24 protein-coding genes and 1 riboswitch are annotated in these 21,143 nt (G+C 71.7%); of the genes, 8 read left to right on the forward strand and 16 right to left on the reverse strand.

What is annotated here, in order from left to right; translation table 11 throughout:
• Positions 1-85 precede the first annotated feature (85 nt).
• From F0U47_RS07540 to glpX, 5 genes are read left to right on the forward strand one after another with little or no spacing between them, the layout of a single operon-like run.
• The gene (locus F0U47_RS07540) at positions 86-481 is read left to right on the forward strand and encodes a TOBE domain-containing protein (RefSeq protein ID WP_149749699.1); all 396 of its coding nucleotides are present in this window, start codon (positions 86-88) and stop codon (positions 479-481) included.
• Positions 478-1,215: a molybdate ABC transporter substrate-binding protein gene (modA, locus tag F0U47_RS07545; protein WP_149749700.1), complete on the forward strand. Its 738-nt coding sequence runs from the start codon at positions 478-480 to the stop codon at positions 1,213-1,215. Before F0U47_RS07540 ends, modA begins: the two co-directional genes overlap by 4 nt.
• The gene (locus tag F0U47_RS07550) at positions 1,212-2,009 is read left to right on the forward strand and encodes an ABC transporter permease (RefSeq protein ID WP_246159510.1); all 798 of its coding nucleotides are present in this window, start codon (positions 1,212-1,214) and stop codon (positions 2,007-2,009) included. The genes modA and F0U47_RS07550 overlap by 4 nt, the downstream gene beginning before the upstream one ends.
• A complete protein-coding gene (locus F0U47_RS07555; protein ID WP_149749701.1) occupies positions 2,006-2,983 on the forward strand; it encodes an ABC transporter ATP-binding protein in 978 nt (325 codons plus the stop codon). Before F0U47_RS07550 ends, F0U47_RS07555 begins: the two co-directional genes overlap by 4 nt.
• A gap of 34 nt (positions 2,984-3,017) precedes the next feature.
• Positions 3,018-4,031 carry a class II fructose-bisphosphatase gene (gene glpX / locus F0U47_RS07560; protein WP_149749702.1) on the forward strand — a complete coding sequence of 338 codons (1,014 nt, stop codon included), beginning with the start codon at positions 3,018-3,020 and terminating at the stop codon, positions 4,029-4,031.
• On the opposite strand, the gene F0U47_RS07565 is transcribed toward glpX, so the two are convergent.
• A complete protein-coding gene (locus F0U47_RS07565; protein WP_149749703.1) occupies positions 4,028-4,858 on the reverse strand; it encodes an esterase/lipase family protein in 831 nt (276 codons plus the stop codon). The two genes, glpX and F0U47_RS07565, sit on opposite strands and share 4 nt — an antisense overlap.
• A gap of 59 nt (positions 4,859-4,917) precedes the next feature.
• Between F0U47_RS07565 and F0U47_RS07570 the strand changes: the two genes are divergently transcribed.
• Positions 4,918-5,844 carry an alpha/beta fold hydrolase gene (locus F0U47_RS07570; RefSeq protein ID WP_149749704.1) on the forward strand — a complete coding sequence of 309 codons (927 nt, stop codon included), beginning with the start codon at positions 4,918-4,920 and terminating at the stop codon, positions 5,842-5,844.
• A gap of 14 nt (positions 5,845-5,858) precedes the next feature.
• On the opposite strand, the gene F0U47_RS07575 is transcribed toward F0U47_RS07570, so the two are convergent.
• The 5 genes from F0U47_RS07575 to F0U47_RS07595 all read right to left on the reverse strand — a co-directional run bounded on the left by F0U47_RS07575 (position 5,859) and on the right by F0U47_RS07595 (position 11,216).
• On the reverse strand, positions 5,859-6,935 hold the full coding sequence (locus F0U47_RS07575) for an ABC transporter ATP-binding protein (RefSeq protein ID WP_149749705.1): 1,077 nt from the start codon (positions 6,933-6,935) through the stop codon (positions 5,859-5,861).
• 10 nt (positions 6,936-6,945) lie between these two features.
• Positions 6,946-7,860 carry a carbohydrate ABC transporter permease gene (locus F0U47_RS07580; protein ID WP_246159511.1) on the reverse strand — a complete coding sequence of 305 codons (915 nt, stop codon included), beginning with the start codon at positions 7,858-7,860 and terminating at the stop codon, positions 6,946-6,948.
• Entirely contained in the window at positions 7,857-8,840 is a 984-nt protein-coding gene (locus F0U47_RS07585; protein WP_149749706.1) for a carbohydrate ABC transporter permease, read from the reverse strand. Before F0U47_RS07585 ends, F0U47_RS07580 begins: the two co-directional genes overlap by 4 nt.
• Positions 8,841-8,873: 33 nt before the next feature.
• Positions 8,874-10,181 carry an ABC transporter substrate-binding protein gene (locus F0U47_RS07590; protein ID WP_149749707.1) on the reverse strand — a complete coding sequence of 436 codons (1,308 nt, stop codon included), beginning with the start codon at positions 10,179-10,181 and terminating at the stop codon, positions 8,874-8,876.
• A 192-nt stretch (positions 10,182-10,373) separates the two neighbouring features.
• On the reverse strand, positions 10,374-11,216 hold the full coding sequence (locus F0U47_RS07595; RefSeq protein ID WP_223162691.1) for an arylamine N-acetyltransferase family protein: 843 nt from the start codon (positions 11,214-11,216) through the stop codon (positions 10,374-10,376).
• A gap of 23 nt (positions 11,217-11,239) precedes the next feature.
• Here F0U47_RS07595 and F0U47_RS07600 point away from each other — a divergent pair, with 23 nt between their 5' ends.
• Complete coding sequence (locus F0U47_RS07600; RefSeq protein ID WP_149749708.1) at positions 11,240-11,632, forward strand: VOC family protein; 393 nt, start codon at positions 11,240-11,242, stop codon at positions 11,630-11,632.
• Between the two features lie 3 nt (positions 11,633-11,635).
• On the opposite strand, the gene F0U47_RS07605 is transcribed toward F0U47_RS07600, so the two are convergent.
• The 8 genes from F0U47_RS07605 to thiE all read right to left on the reverse strand — a co-directional run bounded on the left by F0U47_RS07605 (position 11,636) and on the right by thiE (position 17,524).
• Positions 11,636-11,959 (reverse strand): DUF1905 domain-containing protein, encoded by a 324-nt coding sequence (locus F0U47_RS07605; RefSeq protein ID WP_149749709.1) that lies wholly within the window; start codon positions 11,957-11,959, stop codon positions 11,636-11,638.
• 10 nt (positions 11,960-11,969) lie between these two features.
• Entirely contained in the window at positions 11,970-13,631 is a 1,662-nt protein-coding gene (gene thiC / locus F0U47_RS07610) for a phosphomethylpyrimidine synthase ThiC (protein ID WP_149749710.1), read from the reverse strand.
• A complete protein-coding gene (gene thiD, locus F0U47_RS07615; RefSeq protein ID WP_149749711.1) occupies positions 13,628-14,338 on the reverse strand; it encodes a bifunctional hydroxymethylpyrimidine kinase/phosphomethylpyrimidine kinase in 711 nt (236 codons plus the stop codon). The genes thiC and thiD overlap by 4 nt, the downstream gene beginning before the upstream one ends.
• Complete coding sequence (locus F0U47_RS07620; RefSeq protein WP_223162692.1) at positions 14,335-14,907, reverse strand: thiamine phosphate synthase; 573 nt, start codon at positions 14,905-14,907, stop codon at positions 14,335-14,337. Before F0U47_RS07620 ends, thiD begins: the two co-directional genes overlap by 4 nt.
• A complete protein-coding gene (locus tag F0U47_RS07625) occupies positions 14,904-15,668 on the reverse strand; it encodes a thiazole synthase (protein WP_149749712.1) in 765 nt (254 codons plus the stop codon). The genes F0U47_RS07620 and F0U47_RS07625 overlap by 4 nt, the downstream gene beginning before the upstream one ends.
• Positions 15,665-15,868, reverse strand: a complete 204-nt coding sequence (gene thiS / locus F0U47_RS07630) for a sulfur carrier protein ThiS (protein ID WP_149749713.1) — start codon at positions 15,866-15,868, stop codon at positions 15,665-15,667. Before thiS ends, F0U47_RS07625 begins: the two co-directional genes overlap by 4 nt.
• Entirely contained in the window at positions 15,865-16,863 is a 999-nt protein-coding gene (locus F0U47_RS07635; RefSeq protein ID WP_149749714.1) for an FAD-dependent oxidoreductase, read from the reverse strand. Before F0U47_RS07635 ends, thiS begins: the two co-directional genes overlap by 4 nt.
• Positions 16,864-16,903: 40 nt before the next feature.
• On the reverse strand, positions 16,904-17,524 hold the full coding sequence (gene thiE, locus F0U47_RS07640; protein WP_149749715.1) for a thiamine phosphate synthase: 621 nt from the start codon (positions 17,522-17,524) through the stop codon (positions 16,904-16,906).
• A riboswitch (TPP riboswitch) is annotated at positions 17,522-17,633 on the reverse strand. (Overlaps the previous gene by 3 nt.)
• Before the next feature lie 75 nt (positions 17,634-17,708).
• On the opposite strand from thiE, the gene F0U47_RS07645 reads away from it, so the two are divergent.
• Positions 17,709-19,670, forward strand: coding sequence for an acyl-CoA dehydrogenase family protein (locus F0U47_RS07645; RefSeq protein WP_149749716.1), 1,962 nt, complete (start codon positions 17,709-17,711; stop codon positions 19,668-19,670).
• A gap of 12 nt (positions 19,671-19,682) precedes the next feature.
• On the opposite strand, the gene F0U47_RS07650 is transcribed toward F0U47_RS07645, so the two are convergent.
• Positions 19,683-19,931, reverse strand: coding sequence for a hypothetical protein (locus F0U47_RS07650; RefSeq protein WP_149749717.1), 249 nt, complete (start codon positions 19,929-19,931; stop codon positions 19,683-19,685).
• A gap of 68 nt (positions 19,932-19,999) precedes the next feature.
• Entirely contained in the window at positions 20,000-21,100 is a 1,101-nt protein-coding gene (locus tag F0U47_RS07655; protein WP_149749718.1) for an NAD(P)-binding domain-containing protein, read from the reverse strand.
• Between the last annotated feature and the right edge of the window lie 43 nt (positions 21,101-21,143).

The raw sequence follows: 21,143 nt of genomic DNA on the forward strand, positions 1-21,143 counted from the left end.
AGCGGGGCGGACCCGCGGATCCTCGACCTCCGCAGATGCGTGCATTTACCTGGTATTTCGTCCGCAGGTGCGGAATGCTGAACGGGTGACGGACTATCGAATCGCGGAGGCGGCCGACCTGCTCGGCGTCAGCGACGACACCGTACGACGCTGGGTCGACGCCGGTCGCGTGCCCAGCACCACCCGCGACGGCCGGGCGGTGATCCCCGGCGCCGACCTCGCCGCGCACGCCGCGTCCTTGGTGGACGACGCCGAGCGGGAGCGCACCCGCGCCGGCTCGGTCAGCGCGCGCAACCGGATGACCGGGATCGTCACCCGGGTCGTGAAGGACAGCGTGATGGCTCAGATCGAGATGGTGTGCGGCCCCTACCGGGTGGTGTCGCTGATGAGCGCGGAGGCCGCCACGGAGCTCGGACTCGAGCCCGGCGTCCGGGCCATCGCCTCGGTGAAGTCGACCAGCGTCGTCGTGGAGCGGCCGTGAGGCGCGGGACGCCGGTCGTCGCGACCGTGCTGGTGCTCAGCACGTTGGCGGCGTGCGGCACGGACGACGCCGACTCCCTCCAGGTGCTCGCCGCGGCGTCGCTGACCGACGTCTTCACCGACCTCGCCGACCAGTTCGAGGCGGACCACGACGGCGTCGAGGTGGAGCTCTCGTTCGGGTCCAGCACGGACCTTGCCGAGCAGGCGGCCGACGGCGCGCCCGGCGACGTGCTGGCGACGGCTGACCGGGCCGCGATGGCGCTCGCCGAGGACGCCGGAGTGGTCGCCGACCCCCAGGTCTTCGCCACCAACATGCTGGTCATCGTGACCCCGCCCGGCAACCCGGCCGGGATCGCGACCCTTGCGGACCTCGACGGCGCGACCTGGGTGCGCTGCGCCGACGACGTGCCGTGCGGGCGGGTGGCGCTCGACGTCCTCGCCGCCGCCGGGGTCGACGCCGAGCCGGCGAGCCTCGAGGAGGACGCCCGCGCGACGCTGGACAAGGTGGTCTCCGGGGAGGCGGAGGCGGGGCTCGTCTACGCGACCGACGCCGTCGCCGCAGGTGCGGACGTCGCCTCGATCCCGATCGACGGCGCGGAGGAGCAGCTCACGTCGTACTCCATCGGCGCGCTGGACCAGGCGGAGGACGGCGACCTCGCCCAGGAGTGGGTCGACCTGGTCACCGGCGACGAGGGCGAGGCGGCGCTGGCCGAGGCGGGGTTCGGGCCGCCGTGACCGGCCGCGACCCGCTGGGCCGCGCGCCGTGGATCCTCGTGGTCCCGGCAGTGCTCGGGGCCGGCGTGCTGCTGGTCCCGCTGGCCGCCATGGTCGCGGCCACGGACCCCCGCGGGCTCGCCGACGCCCTGGCGTCCGAGGCCGCGCGCGACGCGCTGTGGCTGTCGGTCTCGACGTCGACCGCGGCGATGCTCGTCTCGCTGGTGATCGGGCTCCCCCTCGCCTGGCTGCTGGCCCGGGTGGACTTCCCGGGAAGTCGGCTCGTGCGGGCGCTGGTGATCGTGCCCATGGTCCTGCCGCCGGTGGTCGCCGGCATCGCACTCCGGTCGGCGTTCGGCCGCTCGGGGCTCATCGGCGAGCCGCTGCTCGACCTGACCGGCTTCGCGTTCCCCTACACCACCTCGGGCGTGGTGCTGGCGCACGTCTTCGTGGCGCTCCCCTTCCTGGTGATCAGCATCGAGGGGGCGCTGCGCTCGACGGGGAGTGGGTACGACGGCGCCGCCGCCACCCTGGGCGCCAGCCGCTGGACGACGTTCCGCAGGGTCACCGTCCCGCTCGCGCTCCCCGGCATCGCGGCCGCCATGGTGCTGGCGTGGGCCCGGTCGCTGGGCGAGTTCGGCGCCACGATCACGTTCAACGGCAACTACCCCGGGACCACCCAGACGATGCCGACGCTGATCTACGTCGCGCGGCAGTCCGACGCCGACGCCGCGCTGGCGCTGAGCCTGATCATGCTGCTGGTCTCGGTGGGGGTGCTGGTGGCCTTGCGCGACCGCTGGCTGGTGACGGCATGACCCTCGCAGCCCGCCTCGCCATCCCCGGCCGACTCGACGTCGAGGTCGACGCCGAGCCGGGCGACGTCATCGCCCTCGTCGGCCCGAACGGCGCGGGCAAGAGCTCGTTCGTCCACGCACTCGCGGGGCTCCAGCACGCCGAGGGGAGCGCGCTGCTCGGCGGCCGGGACCTCCTCGCGCTCGCGCCCCAGGAGCGCGAGGTCGGCGTGGTCTTCCAGGACCAGCGCCTGTTCCCCCACCTCTCCGCGCTCGACAACGTCGCCTTCGGGCCCCGCTCGCGGGGGGAGCCGAAGCATTCCGCGCGCGCGGCCGCGCGAACCTGGCTCGAGCGACTCGGCGTGGCCGAGCTCGCCGACCGAAAGCCGGCCCAGCTCAGCGGCGGCCAGGCCCAGCGGGTCGCGATCGCGCGGGCCCTGGTGACCGATCCGGACCTGCTGCTGCTCGACGAGCCGTTCACCGGGCTCGACGTCGGCGTGGCGGCGACGCTGCGGATCGAGCTCGGCAAGCACCTCGCCGACTTCCGGGGCATCACCCTGCTCGTCACCCACGACGCCCTCGACGCGCTGACGCTCGCCACGACGGTCGTCGTGCTCGACAGCGGGCGGGTGGCACAGGTCGGCACCCCCGCGGAGGTGGCCGCACAGCCGCTGACCGAGCACGTCGCCCGCCTGGTCGGCCTCAACGTCCTCCGGGACGGCGACCGGCTGCGGGCGTTCTCGCCGGCCGCGGTGACGGTCTCCCGGCACGCCCCGGCCGACTCGGCCCGCAACCGCTGGCACGGCGTCGTCCGCGGCGCCGCTCCGCACGGTGACGCGATCCGGCTCCAGGTCACCGGCGAGCGCGACCTGATCGCCGACGTCACCCCGGCCGCCTCCCGCGAGCTGGCGCTCGTCCCGGGACAGGAGGTCTGGCTGTCGGTCAAGGAGACGGCCGTGACGACGTACGACGCTCGCGCCGACGCGGCTTCCGACTGACGGACCACGGCCCTGCGGACGATAGGGTTCGTCCATGGAGAGCTCCTTCCCCGTGCCGACGCCGGCCCCCGACCGCAACCTCGCCCTCGAGCTGGTGCGGGTCACCGAGGCGGCCGCGATGGCCGCCGGTCGCTGGGTGGGCCGCGGCGACAAGAACGGTGCGGACGCCGTCGCCGTCAACGCCATGCGGGTGATGATCTCCACGATCGGCATGGACGGCGTGGTCGTGATCGGCGAGGGCGAGAAGGACGACGCCCCGATGCTCTACAACGGCGAGCGGGTCGGCGACGGCTCGGGTCCGGAGTGCGACGTCGCGGTTGACCCGATCGACGGCACGACCCTGACCGCGAAGGGCATGAGCAACGCGATCGCCGTGCTCGCCGTCGCGCCGCGCGGCTCGATGTACGACCCGTCCGCGGTCTTCTACATGGAGAAGCTGGTCACCGGTCCCGAGGCCGCCGACGTCGTCGACATCCGCTACCCGGTCGCCGAGAACATCAACCAGGTCGCGAAGGCCAAGGGCGCGCAGCCCTCCGACGTGACCGTCGTGCTGCTCGACCGTCCGCGCCACGCCCAGCTGGTCGACGAGATCCGGGCCACCGGTGCGCGGATCAAGTTCATCACCGACGGCGACGTGGCCGGTGCGATCTCGGCTGCCCGCCCGAACTCCGGCGTCGACCTCCTGCTCGGCGTGGGCGGCACCCCCGAGGGGATCATCACGGCCTGTGCGATCAAGGCGATGGGCGGCACCATCCAGGGCCGCCTCTGGCCCACCGACGACGACGAGCGCCAGCGCGCCATCGACGCCGGCCACAACCTCGACACCGACCACGTGCTCACCACGGACACGCTGGTCACCGGCGACGACACGTTCTTCGTCGCCACCGGCATCACCGACGGCGAGCTGCTCCGCGGCGTCCGCTACCGCGCCGGCGGGTGCACCACCGAGTCGCTGGTCATGCGATCCCGGAGCGGCACGATCCGCACCATCACTTCCGAGCACCAGCTGCAGAAGCTGCGCCAGTTCAGCTCGATCGACTTCGACTAGGCGGATTCGACCGCGCTCAGCGTGGCCACGCCGGCGGTGTGGCGCGCCAGCGCGTCGCCGACGACGAGGACGACTCTCGGGTCGAGGGCCATGCCGATGTGGGACGCGCGGACCTGGATGGCGACACCCTGCGGGTCGATGCACGCCTTCCAGTCGACGATGCCGTCACGACGCGAGTAGATGTTGGTCATCGCGACGCCCTCCGGGAGCGGCTCACGGACCTCGTGGAAGCTGGTCTCGGCGCACGGGCCGGACACGCACTCCGCCGACATGAAGCCGGCGAGACCGACTGCCGACAGCCGGTTCAGCACGGTGACGCTCCCGGTCAGCAGCCGGTGGTGGGCGGCGGGCGCCAGCATCGGGCTGCCCATGGTGACGATGCCGGAGACCAGGTCGGGGCGGCGTACGGCGATGCCGCGAGCGATCATGCCGCCGAGGCTGTGCCCGACGATCTGGACCCGCGAGCCGCGCCGGTCGGCGATCCGCTCGAGCTGCGACTCGACCAGCGCCGCCGCCTTGAGCGTGCAGCTGACGTTGGCGCGGATGTGCGACCGATAGGTGCGGAAGCCCCGCTGGCGCAGACCTGCCGCCATCTCCAGCAGCGTCCAGTCGCCGGCGAGGAAGCCGGGGACGAGCAGCACCGGCTCGGCCGCGCGGATCACGCCGCGGGCGGCGTACGGCGTCCGTCGGCGAGTACGCCGAGCGGAGCCCTTCTGGACCGCGAGCCGGCCCGCCTCGGTGACGACGCTGCCCTCGCGCAGCAACGCCGCGAGCGCCGGACGACCGAAACCGTCGGGCAACAGGTACGGCGCGAGCACGCTGGTCATGTACCCCAACCTAGCTTCGTTGAATCGTCAACTGGGGACCATTCGGCAAACTGTTGTTCATGAGCGCGTCAGCTGACCAGAGCAACGTCTCGGTCTCCGAAGAGTCGTTCGCGTCGCTCCCCAGCGGCGTCGAGCTGTGCTACCAGACGTTCGGCGAGCCGACCGCCGACCCGTTGCTGCTGGTGATGGGCCTCGGCGGTCCGATGAACTGGTGGGACACCGAGCTGTGCGTCCTGCTCGCCCAGCGTGGCTTCTTCGTCATCCGCTACGACAACCGCGACACCGGCCGCTCCTCCCGCGACCCAGGCCGCGTTAGCCAGGCGATCCTGGTCCGAGCGTTCCTCGGCCGGCCCGTCGAGGCGCCGTACTCCATCGCCGACCTCGCCGAGGACGCCTTCGGCCTGCTCGACCACCTCGGGCTCGAGTCCGCGCACGTCGTCGGCGCGTCGATGGGCGGCATGATCGCCCAGACGATGGCGATCGACCGTCCCGACCGGGTGCGCTCGCTGACCAGCATCATGTCGACGACCGGCCGGCGGACGGTCGGGTGGCAGAGCCCGATCCTGCTGCCGACGCTGATCGGCCGCCGCGGACCGGACCGCGAGGCCTACCTCGCGGCCAGCCTGAAGGTCTGGCGACTGATCAGCTCCCCCGGCTTCCCCTTCGACCAGGAGGAGCTCGAGCGACGGGGTCACGAGACGTTCGACCGGGGCGTGAGCCGCGTCGGCGTGATGCGCCAGATGATCGCCGTGCTCACCCAGCCCGACCGCACCGCCCAGCTGCGCAAGCTGAAGATGCCGGTCCTCGTCATCCACGGCCTCGCCGACCGGATGGTGCACGTCTCGGGCGGTCGGTCCACCGCCATGGCAGTCCCGGGCAGCGAGCTGCTGCTCATCGATGCCATGGGCCACGACTTCCCGAAGCCGCTCTACGACACCATCGCCTCCGCCGTACGACGCACGGCGGATCGGGCGACGGCTGACTGACCAGTCCGGACCCGTCAGTTCAGCCGCTTCTCCGTCGCCTTGTCGAACACGTGGATGCGCTCGGCGTCGGCGCTGACATACACGGTCGACCCCTTGGCCACATCGCGACGCGCGAGACCCCGCACGACCAGGTGGCCCGGCGTGCCCTGGACGTCGGTGGTGCCGTAGATGTAGGCGTCGGCACCGAGCTCCTCGACGAGAGTGACCTCGATCGGGATGCCGTTGTTGTCGGAGGCGATCTCGAAGTGCTCGGGGCGGACGCCCACGACCACGCCGTCCGTCGCCTTCTGCAGCACGTCGCGTGGCACCGGGAGGTCGTAGTCGCCGATCCGGAGCCCGCCGTCGGTCATCTCCCCTTCCAGGAAGTTCATCGCCGGGGAGCCGATGAACCCGGCCACGAACCGGTTGTTCGGCCGGTCGTAGAGCGACAGCGGCGTGTCGACCTGCTGCAGCTCACCGAAGTTCATGACCGCGACCCGGTCGCCCATCGTCATCGCCTCGATCTGGTCGTGGGTGACGTAGACGGTGGTGATGCCCAGGTCGGCCTGGAGCTTGGCGATGTCGGTGCGCGTCGCCACCCGCATCTTGGCGTCGAGGTTCGACAGCGGCTCGTCCATCAGGAACACCTGCGGCTGCCGGACGATCGCGCGGCCCATCGCCACCCGCTGCCGCTGGCCACCGGACAACGCCTTGGGCTTGCGGTCGAGGTAGTCGGTCAGCCCGAGGATGCCGGCTGCCTCGCGGACCCGCACCTTGCGTTCCTCCGAAGGGACCTTGGCCATCTTGAGCGCGAACGCCATGTTGTCGGCCACCGTCATGTGGGGGTAGAGCGCGTAGTTCTGGAACACCATCGCGATGTCGCGGTCCTTCGGCGACAGCTTGGTGACGTCGCGGTCCCCGATGTAGACGTTGCCGGAGTTGACCTCCTCCAGCCCCGCCAGCATCCGCAGCGTCGTCGACTTTCCGCACCCGGACGGGCCGACGAGCACCATGAACTCGCCGTCCTCGATCTCGAGGTCGATGCCGGGTACGGCAGGAGTATCCGCTCCTGGGTACCAGCGCTGTGCCTTCTCGAACCGCACGGTTGCCATCGGTTTCCTCCTAGCCCTTGACCGAACCAGCGGTCAGTCCACGAACGAAGTAGCGCTGCAGCGCGAAGAACACGGCCAGCGGCAGCACCATCGAGATGAAGGCGCCCGCCGTGAGCAGGTGCCACTCCTGGCCGAGGTCACCGATCAGGTCGCGCAGGTTGATGGTGACCACCTCGTTCTCTCCCGCGCCGAGGAAGAGGAGCGCGACGAGCAGGTCGTTCCACACCCAGAGGAACTGGAAGATCGCGTAGGCCGCGAGGGCCGGCACCGACATCGGCACCACGAGCGACCAGAACGTCCGGAAGTGGCTGGCACCGTCGACCGCCGCCGACTCGATGATCTCGTGCGGCAGCGAGGCCATGTAGTTGCGCAGGATGTAGATGGCCAGCGGCATGCCGAAGCCGGCATGCGCCAGCCACACGGCCAGGAACGTGCCATTGAGCTCGTACTGGCTGAACAGCCGCAGCAGCGGGACGAAGGCGACCTGCAGCGGCACCACGAGCAGGCCCACCACCAGGATGAACAGCAGGTCCCTGCCCGGGAACCGCATGAAGGTGAAGGCGTACGCCGCGAATGCCGCGATCATGATCGGGATGATCGTGGCCGGCACCGTCACCACGATGCTGTTGAGAAACGCGCTGCCCATCCCCTGGTCGAAGATGACCGAGTCATAGCTGTCCAGCGTCCACTGCGAGAACTCCAGAGGCGAGGCGAACACGGTCCACCAGCCGTCCTCCTTGACCGCCTCCTCGCTCCGGAACGACGACACGAGGAGCCCGATCGTGGGGACCAGCCAGAGCAGGCAGAGCAACGCGACGGTTGCCCGGACGACCACGCTGCCGAGGGTGAACCGCTGCGCACGTGGCGGCTTCTGTCCCTCCCCGCCCATCGGGTCGACGTCGACGGTCGGTGCTGCCTGGGTCATCGTCCAGCCTCCTGCATCCGGAACCGGCGGACCTGGTAGATCATCACCGGGATCACTGCGATCATCAGGACCACGACCACCGCGGCGGCGCGGCCGTCGTCGCCGAACTCGATCAGCTCCTCGACGAAGATGTTGGCCACGACGTCGGTGTCGGCGTTGCCGCCGGTCATGACGTAGACGATGTCGAAGACCTTCATCACCAGGATCAGGACGGTGGTGAAGACGACGATGACGGTCGGCCAGATCTGAGGCACGACGACCCGGAAGAAGATCTGCAGCTCGTTCGCCCCGTCGATGCGGGCCGCCTCTAGCGTGTCCTCCGGGACGCCCTTGACCGCCGCCGACAGGAGCACCATCGCGAACCCGGCCTGGAGCCAGATCATGATCGCCATGAGCAGGAAGTCGTTGACGTTCCAGGCGTCGAGGCGGAGCCAGGACACCGGGTCGAAGCCGAGACCTGTCGTGATCGCCGACAAGAGGCCTATCTGCTCGTCTCCCTCGGCGAACCGGGTGTCGTAGACGAACCGCCAGATCGTGCTCGCGCCGACGAAGCTGATCGCCATCGGCATGAAGATCACCGACTTGGCGACCTTCTCGCTCGTTGGCCTCAACCGGTCGGCGAGAACCGCGATCAGAAGACCGATCACGACGCTGACCGCAGGGACCACGAGGATCCACAGCAGGTTGTTCAACAGGGCCGAGCGGAAGTTGTCGTCGTTCCACAGGGCCTTGTAGTTCTCGAACCCCACCCACTTCTGGCTGTTCTTGTCGGCGAAGCTGTAGATCACCGTCTGGACCGCCGGATAGACGAGGAACAGGCCGACGAGCGCGACGGCCGGGCCGATGAAGACGTACGGCTTGAGCCGCTCCTCCCACCGGCCCGGCAGTCGCTCGACAATGGCGTTGAGGATCCAGAACAGCGCCAGCATCCCGCCCACGCCGGCCACGATGGCCAGTGCGGCGTTGATGAGCTTGATCATCAGGAGCCTCCTACTCCCGCCACTTCTCCTCGACTACTCCCGCCAGCTCTCCTCGATCGACGTCGCGGCCTCGCTGGCTTCCTTCTCGCCACCGACGAAGGCAACCATCTCGTCCCAGAACGTGCCCGAACCGACTGCCGCCGGCATCAGGTCGGAGCCGTCGAACCGGAAGACGTCCGCCCCCGACGCCAACTCTGCGATCTGCTGGTCGATCTCCGTGCCGTAGTTCGACGTGTCGAACTCCGCCGACGGCGACAGCCAGCCGCCCTCGGCGGCCCACTCGGCACCGAAGTCGGACGAGGCCAGGAAGTCCATGACCTCCACCACGTCGCTGTCGTTCACGAACGCCGCGGCGAGGTCGCCGCCGCCGAGGAGAGGAGTGCCCTCGAAGCCGCCCTCGACGTCACCAGGCAGGACGAAGACGCCGACGTTGGCGGGCAGGTCGGCCTGCACGTCCTCGGGCATGAACGTCGTGATGAAGTTCGCCTGGCGGTGCATGAAGCAACCCGGCGGGTCTTCCACCAGCGGGAGGACGGACTCACCGAACGGCGTGCTGAGGGAGCCGTCGGGACCGCCGCTGACGTTGCCCTCGGTCTGGATGATCTCTCCGAACTGCTCGATCGCCTCGACGACCGCGTCGTCGTCGAACGGGATCTCGTGACTGGTCCAGTCGTCGTAGACGTCCGGGCCGGCGGTGCGCAGCAGGATGTCCTCGACCCAGTCGGTGTAGACCCAGCCCGTGTCGGCACCCGACTCGGCGCCGAGGCACCACGGGGTCTCCCCGTCGGACCGCATCTGCTCCTGCAGGGCCTCGAGGTCCGCCCAGGTCTCAGGGACCTGGTAGCCCGCCTCCTCGAACTCCGGCACGGGATACCAGACCAGGCTCTTGGCCGCCATCCGCACGGGTACGGCGTAGACGTTGTCGTCCACCGTCACCGAGTCGAGGAACCCGGGGATGATGTGGTCCTCGACGGCGCCGGTGTCGATCAGGTCGTTCAACGGGAGCGCGTCGCCGGTGTCGGCGAGATCGGTGACCAGTCCCGGCTGCGGGAACAGGGCGATGTCGGGCGGGTCGCCGCTCTGGACCTGGGTGCGGATCTCGGTGGTGAAGTCGGTGGACGCGGTGTAGGTGACCTCGATCCCCGTGTCCTCGGTGAAGGCCTCGAGCTCCTTCACCAGCCCGACGGCCTCTTCGTCCGGGATCGCGCCGACGATCTCGACGCTGCCGTCCCCGTCCTCGGTCTCTCCTGCCCCGGTGTCGTCCTCGCCCGCAAGACAGGCGGTCAGCAGGAACGTGCTGGTGATGCCCGCGAGTACCGCGGACCGTCCTCGGCGTGCCATGAGATGGAGCTCCTCCCTCGCGGCACGAATGGCCACTCTCCCCCCGAAGTGTGACCGCCACGTGCCGTGACGCAGATCACGATGAGTAGTGGAGCCTTCCTACTACCCACTGGCCCCCTTGTCCAACAGCTTCGCCGCGCCGCGAGGCGTGCCGTGACCAAGTCGTGACCGTGGGCGGACGTCGAGACGCTCTCAACCGGCGGCGGCGGACCGGCGCGACTCGCGCGCCCAGGCGGACAACCGCTCCTTCTCGGCCGGGAGGAGCGGCACGTTCAGGGCGTCGAGCCACTCGACGACTTCGCCGTCGGCGAGCTCACGGTGCTCGGTGGGCTCGCCGGGGCGTCGTACGGTCAGCGCCTTGTCGGTGACCGTGACGTGCCGGCCGTCCTCGTGCAGCGTGATCATCAGCCCGCTGCGGAAGTGGGACGTCGGGAACGTGCTCGTGTAGTGGTGGCCCATCACCACGTCGACGGGGAGCACGGTGAGCTCGTCGACGGTGTGGGCGTGCTCCCAGCCCTGCTCGCGCAACCGGTGCACTCCCCAGCCGCCGTCGGCGGTGCGGCTGACCCGGTAGGCCCACCCGTTCTGGTCGCTCTCGGCGCCGTCGACCAGCGGCACCGGCCAGAGCAGGCTCATCCCGAACCCGGGGTCGCACAGCAGCCGCTCTCCGTCCAGCAGGACCTCGACGGTCATGTGCGTGCGACCCTGCACGGGTCCGACCGCCGGGTCGCCGACGCGCCCGAGGCGCCGGCGTACGTCGTAGCCGAGCCGCTCGAGCACGGCCGCGAAGACGGTCGAGTGCTCGAAGCAGTAGCCGCCCCGGCCCCGCCCGACGAACTTCTCGTTCAGCGCGTCGAGCCCGACACCGGGGTGCTGGTCGAGCAGCACGTCGATGTTGTCGAACGTGAAGGTCCGCACGTGGGCGGTGTGGAGCTCGTCGAGCGCCTCGCGGCCCGGGTCCCGCGCGGGGAGGCCGACCCGCGCGAGGTAGCCGTCGAGGTCGAGCTTGTCGATCTGCCAGAGGTCTTCGCGCACGTCTCGATCGTAGGGTTCAGGCCATGACCGTCCGACAGCTCCGCCTCGTCGTCCACGCCACCGACTACGAGGGTGCGCTCGCGTTCTTCCGCGACACGCTCGGCATGCCCGCCGCGGAGGCGTACTCCGGTCCCGGTGGTGCCGAGGTCACGATCCTCGACGCCGGCCGGGCGACCCTCGAGCTCGCCAACGACGCCCAGGTCGACTACATCGACGAGGTGGAGGTCGGCCGCCGGGTCGCGCCCCACTTCCGCGTCGCGCTCGAGGTCGACGACTGCGCGGCCGCGACGGAGGCCGCGCTCGCCGGCGGAGCCGACCCCGTCGCGCCTCCCACGCCCACGCCGTGGAACTCGGTCAACGCCAGGTTCGACGCACCCGCCGAGGTGCACCTGACGCTGTTCGAGGAGCAGGGCTGAGCCTCACCCGAGGTTGCGCCGCGTCACGTCGGGACGGGTCCGGTCCCGGTTGAGGCTCATCCCGACGTCGAGGGTCATGCCGAGCTCGATGCCCTCGGCCCGGCGTACGGCGTCGCGCAGAGGCAGCAGGTAGCGGCCGTCCTTGGGGAACAGCGCGGTCGTGAAGTCGGTGTCGCCGATGCGGACGACGACGGGGACCTGGCCCCAGTACTCCAGGCCTTTCGCCGCGTCCTTGACGTCGTCGCTCTCCTCGACCGGGATGTCGGCGTAGAAGAACGGCGCGGGGCCGCGCCACTCGATCACGGGCGCCGAGAAGTGGAACTCCACGCCCCCGACCCTAGACGCGGTCGGGGACACCCTCCTCGACGTACACGGTGCCGCCGAGCTCGAGGAACTCCGCCGACTTCTCGGCGAAGCGCTCGCGCACGTCCTGGCTGATCCGCATCGAGCAGAACTTGGGACCGCACATGGAGCAGAAGTGGGCGGTCTTCGCGTTCTCGGCCGGCAGCGTTTCGTCGTGGAACTCCTCGGCGGTGACCGGGTCGAGCGACAGCGCGAACTGGTCGCGCCACCGGAACTCGAACCGGGCCTTCGAGAGCTCGTCGTCCCAGTCGCGGGCGCCCGGGTGGCCCTTGGCGACGTCGGCCGCGTGTGCGGCGAGCTTGTACGTGATGACGCCGGTCTTCACGTCGTCGCGGTTGGGCAGGCCGAGGTGCTCCTTGGGCGTGACGTAGCAGAGCATCGCAGTGCCGTGCATCGCGATCGTGGCGGCCCCGATCGCCGAGGTGATGTGGTCGTAGCCCGGAGCGACGTCGGTCGCCAGCGGGCCGAGCGTGTAGAACGGCGCCCCGTGGCACCAGTCCTGCTGGAGCCGGACGTTCTCCTCGACGAGGTGGAGCGGCACGTGGCCGGGGCCCTCCACCATCACCTGCACGTCGTACTTCCAGGCGCGCTCGGTGAGCTCGGCGAGCGTGCGCAGCTCGGCCAGCTGCGCGTCGTCGTTGGCGTCGGCGGTCGACCCCGGACGGAGGCCGTCGCCGAGGGAGAAGCTGACGTCGTACTGCGCGAAGATCTCGCAGAGCTCGTCGAAGTGCGTGTAGAGGAAGTTCTCCTCGTGGTGCGCCAGGCACCAGCCGGCCATGATCGAGCCGCCGCGGGAGACGATGCCGGTGACCCGGCGGGCGGTCAGCGGCACGTAGCGCAGGAGCACGCCGGCGTGGATCGTCATGTAGTCCACGCCCTGCTCGCACTGCTCGATCACGGTGTCGCGGAAGATCTCCCAGGTGAGCTTGTCCGCCTCGCCGTTGACCTTCTCCAGCGCCTGGTAGATCGGGACGGTGCCGATCGGCACCGGGCTGTTGCGGATGATCCACTCGCGGGTGGTGTGGATGTCGTCGCCGGTGCTGAGGTCCATGACCGTGTCAGCGCCCCAGGTGATGGCGTGGGTGAGCTTGTCGACCTCCTCCTCGATGCTGCTGGTGACGGCGGAGTTGCCGATGTTGGCGTTGATCTTCACCAGGAACCGCTTGCCGATGATCATCGGCTCGGACTCGGGGTGGTTCACGTTGGCCGGGATGATCGCGCGGCCGGCGGCCACCTCGCTGCGGACCAGCTCGACGTCGCAGGACTCGCGGAGGGCGACGTACTCCATCTCGGGCGTGACGATCCCGCGCCGCGCGTAGGCCATCTGGGTGACCGGCTTCCCGGTCGACCTGAGGGGCCCGCGCTTCTCGCCCTGCCAGGCACCGCGCGCGGCGCCGCTCCGGAGCGCGGCGCGGCCGTTGTCGACCAGCTGGGTCTCGCGGCCGGGGTAGGTCTCGGTGTCGCCGCGGGCCTCGATCCAGTCCGCGCGCAGCGGGGGCAGCCCGACCTGCGGGTCGCTGCCCGGGCCCTCGGTGCAGTAGCGGTCGAACGTCTCGCCGTTGGTGAGCTGGACCCGGATGTACGGCACGCGCAGGTCGCCGACCTCGATGCGGGTGTGGGCGGGGTGGACGGTCATGGGGTGACTCCTTCGGTGATGGGACTGGTGGAGATGTGGGCGACGGGGCCGCGGCCGCGGCCGAGGTCCCAGGGCCTGCTGAGGTTCAGCTGTCGGGTGACGTACGCCGCGGCGCGGGCGGCTGCGGTCGGGATGTCGGTGCCGTGCGCGAGGTACGCGGCAAGGGCGCTGGCGTACGTGCAGCCGGTGCCGTGGTCGTTCGTGGTCTCGATGTCGCCACCCCGGGTGACGACGACGCCGGGCTGGTCGGGCCGGCCGAGTGCGGCGAACTCGTCCTCGTTGGGCGTGACGACCGTCGCGACCGGGATGAGCAGGTCGCGATAGGCCCGCCGGACCTCCTCGTCCGCCAGCTCCGTGCCCGTGCTGGCGCGCAGGACCGGGTCGACCACCAGCCGGGGTCGTCCTTGCGACAGTGACCGTGAGGCCACGCTGGCAACGACGACCTCGACGATCTCGGCAGAGGCGAGCATGCCCGTCTTCACGACGGCGACCGGCAGGTCGTCGAGCACGGCCGCGATCTGCGCCGCGACGAGCTCGGCCGGCAGCGGGTGCACCGCGTGCACGCCGAGGGTGTCCTGCACGGTCACCGCCGTGACCACACACGCGCCGTGCACGCCGAGGGCCGCGAACGTGGCCAGGTCGGCGGCCAAGCCCGCTCCGCCTCCCGGGTCGGTGGCCGCGATGGCGAGGACGACCGGCGGTGTCATCCGAGCACCTCCACCAGGTCGGCCACGACCGCGGCGGGCTCCTCGGCGCGCATCACCGCACCCATGACAGCCACGCCGTGGGCGCCCGCCTCGCGCGCGGCCGCTGCGCGGCCCGGGGTGATGCCGCCGAGCGCGTAGGTCGGGAGGGGCAGGTCGTCGTACGCCCCCGGCGGCAGGGGCGGGCCGTAGCCCGGCTTGCTCGGCGTCGGGGCGTACGGCGACAGGGTCGCCCATGCCGCACCAGTGGCCGCTGCGCGTCGTACGTCCGCCACGGAGTGGCACGACCGTCCGAACCACCCGTCGCAGACCGGCTGGTCCGCCGCCAGGTGGAGGCCGTGGGCCGCCGGGTCGGGGACCCGCGAGGAGATCACGGTCAGCCCGTCGATCGCCGCCAGGTCGGCGACCAGCGCGGCCCGCGACGCCGGGACCAGGTCGTGCTCACGGACGACGACCGCCCGCAGCCCCGCCCGGACACACTCCTCGACCGTCCGCACGAGCGCCCGCCCCAGCCGCAGCTGGGACCGGTCGGTCAGCAACAGCAACCGCGGCAGCGCGGCAGTCCGGCTCACGCGATCCGTCCCGTCATCGGGCTGGAGGCGCGGGCAGTGGTCCGGCGCGGGATCCGGCCGGCCCGCCGGGCGGCGTACCCGGCCTCGACGGCGAGCCGGAGCGCGCCCGCCATCGTCACCGGGTCGTCGGCCCGGGTGACGGCCGTCGCCGCGAGGACGGCGTCGCAGCCGAGCTCCAGGGCGAGCGCCGCGTCGCTGGCGGTGCCGACGCCCGCGTCGAGGACGACCGGGACGTCGACCGCCGCCCGCACCGCCTCGATCGCATGCGGGTTGAGGACACCGAGACCGGACCCGATCGGCGAGCCGAGCGGCATGACCGCGGCGCAGCCGACGTCGACGAGCCGACGCGCGAGGACCGGGTCGTCGGTGGTGTAGGGCAGCACCGTGAACCCGCGGCGGACCAGCTGGTCCGCCGCGTCGACCAGGCCGATCGCGTCCGGGAGCAGCGACGCCTCGTCGCCGATCACCTCCAGCTTCACCCAGTCCGTCCCGAGCGCCTCGCGCGCCAGCTCGGCGGTCATCACCGCCTCGCGCGGCGACAGGCAGCCGGCGGTGTTGGGCAGCAGCGGCACCCCGCTGCGGCGGAGCACGTCGAGGAGGCCGCCGTCGCGGGTCGAGGAGGTGCGTCGTACCGACACCGTGACCAGGCCAGGCTCTGCCGCAGCGACCACGGGCTCCAGGAGGACGAGGCTCGGGAGGCCGCCGGTGCCGAGGAAGAGCCGCGAGGACAGGGCGCGGCCCGCGATCGTGAGAGCGCTCATCCGCCTTGCACCGCCGTCACGATCTCGACCACGTCGCCGCCGGCGAGAGGCCGGCGTGGCCAGTCGTCGCGGGGCACGACCTCGTCGTTGACCGCGACCGCGATGCCGTGCGGTCGCGGGTCGTCGAGCCGGGCGGCGAGCAGGTCGGCGACGGTCCTGCCGTCGAGCGCGGTCTCCTGGCCGTTGACGGTGATCCTCATCGTTCTCCTCCTGGGGTCAGTCGGCGCGGGTCGACGGCCTCGTCGACCGCACCGGTCTCGAGATGGTCGGCGACGAGCCGCGCCGTGAGCGGCGCGAGCAGGACGCCGTGTCGGTAGTGGCCGGCCGCGAGGACGACCCCGTCCGCGACCGGGCCGACGAGGGGCAGGTTGTCCGGCGTGCCCGGCCGGTCGCGGGCGGTCGCCTCGACGAGCTCGGCCCGCTCGAGCGCGGGCCACAGCGCCCGGACGGCGGCGAGCATCCGCAGGACACCGCCGGCGGTCACGACCGGCGGGTCGTCGTGCTCCTCGGTGGTCGCGCCGACGACCACCTCCCCCGACGCCCGCGGGACCAGGTAGACCGGCTCGCCCTGCACCCACCCGCGCACCGTCCGGTGGGGCGCGTCGTCGGACCGCAGCCGCAGGATCTCCCCGCGCACGCCCCGCACCAGCTGTTGGTACGGCGCCGGCAGCCGGCTGCCGGTCGCGACGACCGTCGCGTCGTGGCTGCCCCCCGGGTCGACCGCCGCGACCGGCACCCGGGCGGTCAGCGCACCCACCACCGCGCGCGGGTCGACGCTGGGGTCGGTGAGCAGCGCACCTCCCCGGACCCGGCCGAGCGCCGGCTCCAGCCCGGCCACCGCCGCGGCGTCCAGCTGCTCGGCAGGCGCGCTGTTCGCCCCGAGCAGCGCGAGCTGGCGCTCCACCTGCTGCAGGTCGCCGGCGTCGTGGCCGACCAGCACGGTGCCGAGCGAGCTCAGCGGCACACCGAGCCTTCCGGCGTACTCCGGCCACAGCGCCAGCGACTCCCGGCCGAGCCGCAGCAGCTCCTCCTCGCCGTGCCACAGCTCGGCGGACGGGCTCAGCATGCCGGCGGCGGCGTACGACGCTCCCGTGCCCGGCGCCGGGTCCACCACCGTGACCGTGTGGCCGCGCCGGAGCAGCTCGTCCGCGACGGAGAGCCCGATGATGCCGGCGCCCAGGACCTTGATCCGCATCCCTTGGGTTTCGAGGCTCGTCGCTAGCGCTCCTCGCACCTCAACCACCGATCTGGCTGACGATCTCCTCCGCTGCTGCCACCGGGTCCGGATGTCGCCAGATGCCGCCGATCACCGCGACGCCGTGGGCGCCGGCGGCGAGGACCTCGCCCACCCGGCCGGCGTCGATGCCGCCGATCGCCACGAGCGGGAGGACACCCACGGCGGGAGCGATCGCGTCGGGCCCGAGCGGGTCCGGCAGCCCGTCCTTGCTGGCGGTGGCGAACACCGGCCCGATGCCGGCGTAGTCGGCGCCGTCCCGGGCAGCGGCCACGACGTCCGCCCGCGACCGGCAGGTGCTGCCGATCACCAGGCCCGGCGCGATCCGGCGCGCGGCCGCCACGGCGAGGTCGGACGCGCCGAGGTGCACGCCGTCGGCGCCGGCAGCGAGGGCGACGTCGAGCCGGTCGTTGACGACCACCGTCGCGCCGGCAGGACGGACGGCCGCGACGACGCGCTCGGCCAGCGCGGTCAGCAGCCGGCCGGACAGCTTCTTCGCGCGCACCTGGAAGCCGTCGACGCCGACGTCGGCCATCGCGGTCAGCAGGGTCAGGTCGTCCCGGTCGGAGACCAGGCAGGTCAGGCGCGGGACTCGGATCCCGCCACTCACAACACGGCCCATGGGGCTGCTCCTTCGCTTCCTTCGCCGGCATGACCCGGATCAGGTTCGACGGTCGGAGCGGCTACAGCTCCCTCTCAGTCCGCTGCCGCGGACTCCCGTGGTGGATGAGGCCACGCTAGCGGACCTTCCCTCGGCGGCGCAGGAGGGGTAAGACTGGAGGCGCTCCCGAGGAGGACGACGGCCCATGACCACAGACCAGTCTCCGACCACGAAGTCCGACGAGGGATCCGGTCGCGCGGAGGTGACCGAGCGCGAGGCCCGCGAGCTCGCCGAGGCCGCCCGCGACCAGCGCTGGGAGCGCCCCAGCTTCGCGAAGGGCCTCTACCTCGGCCGCTTCGACCTCGACCTGATCCACCCGCATCCACGCGGGTCCGCCGAGGACGTGCAGAGCGGCGAGGCGTTCCTGGCCGAGCTGCGCACGGTCTGCGAGTCGCTCGAGGGTGCCCGGATCGAGCGGGAGGACCGGGTCCCCGACGACTACATCGCGGCGCTCGCCGACATCGGTGCGTTCGGGATGAAGATCCCGAAGGAGTACGGCGGCCTCGGGCTGTCCGTGACCGCCTATGCCAAGGCGCTCATGCTCGTCGGCTCGGTGCACCCGAGCCTGGGCGCCCTGCTGTCGGCGCACCAGTCGATCGGCGTACCGGAGCCGGTCAAGGTGTTCGGCACCGACGACCAGAAGGAGAGGTTCCTGCCGAGGTGCGCGCAGGGCGCGATCACCGCCTTCCTCCTCACCGAGCCCGACGTGGGATCCGATCCCGCCCGGATGGCCAGCACCGCGGTGCTGACCGACGACGGCAGTGAGTACGTCCTCGACGGGGTGAAGCTCTGGACCACGAACGGCGTGGTCGCCGAGCTGGTGGTCGTGATGGCGACCGTGCCCGAGCATGCCGGCGGGCGCGGTGGCATCACCGCGTTCGTCGTCGAGGCCGACTCCCCCGGCATCACGGTCGAGCGCCGCAACAGCTTCATGGGCCTCAAGGGCCTGGAGAACGGCCTCACCCGGTTCCACCAGGTGCGGGTGCCGGTCGAGAACCGGCTGGGCCGCGAGGGCCAGGGTCTCAAGATCGCGCTGACGACCCTCAACACCGGGCGGCTGTCCCTGCCTGCGGTGTGCGCGGCAGCCGGCAAGTGGTCGTTGAAGATCGCGCGCGAATGGTCGGCCGAGCGGGTGCAGTGGGGGCGCCCGGTCGGTCGGCACGCAGCGGTGGCGGAGAAGATCTCGTTCATCGCGGCGACGACGTTCGGCCTCGAGGCCGTGCTCGAGCTGTCGACCGAGCTGGCCGACGCCGGCTCCAAGGACATCCGCATCGAGGCGGCGCTGGCCAAGCTCTGGGCGAGCGAGATGGCGTGGAAGATCGCCGACGAGCTGGTGCAGATCCGGGGCGGCCGCGGCTACGAGACCGCGGACTCCCTGGCCGCCCGCGGCGAGCGGGCGGTGCCCGCCGAGCAGATCCTGCGGGACCTGCGCATCAACCGGATCTTCGAGGGCTCCACCGAGATCATGCACCTGCTGATCGCGCGCGAGGCGGTCGACGCCCACCTCACCGCGGCCGGCGACCTCGCGGTCGCCGATGCCGACGTGCAGCGCAAGGCGAAGGCCGCAGTGAAGGCCAGCCGCTTCTACGCCACCTGGCTGCCTCAGCTCGCGGCCGGCAAGGGCACCATGCCCACGTCGTACGCCGAGTTCGGTCCGCTGGCCCCCCACCTGCGGTTCGTCGAGCGGTCCTCGCGCAAGCTCGCCCGGCAGACGTTCTACGCGATGGCGCGCTGGCAGGCGAAGCTCGAGCACAAGCAGGTCTTCCTGGCCCGCATCGTCGACATCGGCGCCGAGCTGTTCGCGATGGCCGCCGCCTGCACCCGGGCCGAGATGATCCGCAACGACCGGCCGGAGCAGGGCGAGACGGCGTACGCCCTGGCCGACGTCTGCTGCGAGCACGCGCGGCTGCGTGTCGAGGCGCTCTTCGACCGGCTGTGGGACAACACCGACGACCTCGACGTCGGGATCGCGCGGCGCGTGCTCGACGGTGACTTCGCCTGGCTCGAGGAGGGCGTGCTCGACCAGTCCGAGGGCACCGGTCCGTGGATCGCCCGCTGGGAGCCCGGGCCGAGCGCGAGCGAGTCCGTGCGCCGACCGGTGCGCTGAGGGCGACGGGACCTACTCGACGGGTTCGAGCTCGCCGGTGCGCGTGATCCGCAGGATCGGACCGACAGCGGCGACCAGGTGCAGCAGGCCGGCGAGGAGGTACACCTGCCGCAGGTGCTCGTCGGCGACGACACGGTCGGCGACCACGGCCAGCACGAGGGCGGCCGCCGCGATCACCAGGTAGCGGGCTGCACGCCGCTTGCCCTTCGCCAGCTCCTCCGGAGTGGCGTAGGGGACGAACGCGTCGGACTTCCTGGCCATGAGGATCCGGACGCTACCTGTGCGTCCGCGACGTGTCCGCGGAATAGGCGAACCGTCCGCATCGCACCTCATCCCGCGAGGGTGCGGCTCTCCCCCAGATAGCGGCGTACGGCGACCGCGGCCGCTCGACCGGCCCGGTTGCCGCCGATCGTGCTGGCCGACGGGCCGTAGCCGACCAGCTGCACCCGCGGGTCCGCGGCGGCGGTCACCGCCGTCTGGACGTCCTTGCCGACGGAGCGCAGCGCGATCCCGCCGTGCGGGCTCCGCAGGCCCAGCGGCGCCAGGTGGCTGACCGCAGGCCGGAAGCCGGTCGCCCAGAGGATGACGTCCACCGGCTCGAAGGCTTGCCCTGAGCCTGTCGAAGGGTCGGCCCAGCGCACCCCGTCGGGCTCGATCCGGTCGAACATCGGCCGGCGGGCGTCGTACACGCCGAGGCGCGCGGCCTCCTGCTCCTGCGGGCGCAGCCCGAGCCCGGTGACGCTGACGACGCTGGCCGGAGGCAGCCCCGCCCGGACCCGCTGCTCGACGAGGGCGATCGCGTCACGACCTGCCTGCTCGTCCCAGTCCGTACCGCCGGGCCGCCACACCGGCACGCGGCGGGTCACCCAGACGACGTCGGTGCGGGGAGCGAGCTCGCCGAGGAACTGGACCGCCGACGCCCCTCCCCCGACGACCAGCACCCGCCTGCCGTCGAAGTGCTCGGGGCCGGGGTAGTCGACCGTGTGCAGCTGCTCGCCGCGGAACGTCGCGGCCCCCGGGTAGTACGGGACGAACGGCTGGCTCCAGGTGCCGGTCGCGTTGACGAGGGTCCGGGTGAGCCAGCTGCGGTCGCCGGCCCGCACGACCAGCAGGTCGCCGAGGCTCTCGACCCGGTCGACCCGCACCGGTCGCGCGACCGGCAGCGCGTGCGTCCGCTCGTACTCGCCGAACCAGCCCGGGATGACCTCGTTGGCGCGGTCGTGGCCACGGCCAGGCGCCGGCGAGCCCGGCAGGTCGGCGACGCCGTGCACGTCGTCCATCGTCAGCGAGTCCCAGCGGTGTTGCCACGCTCCCCCGGCTGCGTCGTCACCGTCGAGGACCACGTGGTCGATCCCGAGCCGGCCCAGGTGGTACGACGCCGAGAGGCCGGCCTGGCCCGCCCCGATCACCACGGCGTCGTACACATGCATGACACGTCAACCAAACCCGGGCGCCGGATATGCCGGGGTCGCC

It is taken from the genome of Nocardioides antri (assembly GCF_008373765.1).
GTDB lineage: Bacteria > Actinomycetota > Actinomycetes > Propionibacteriales > Nocardioidaceae > Nocardioides > Nocardioides antri.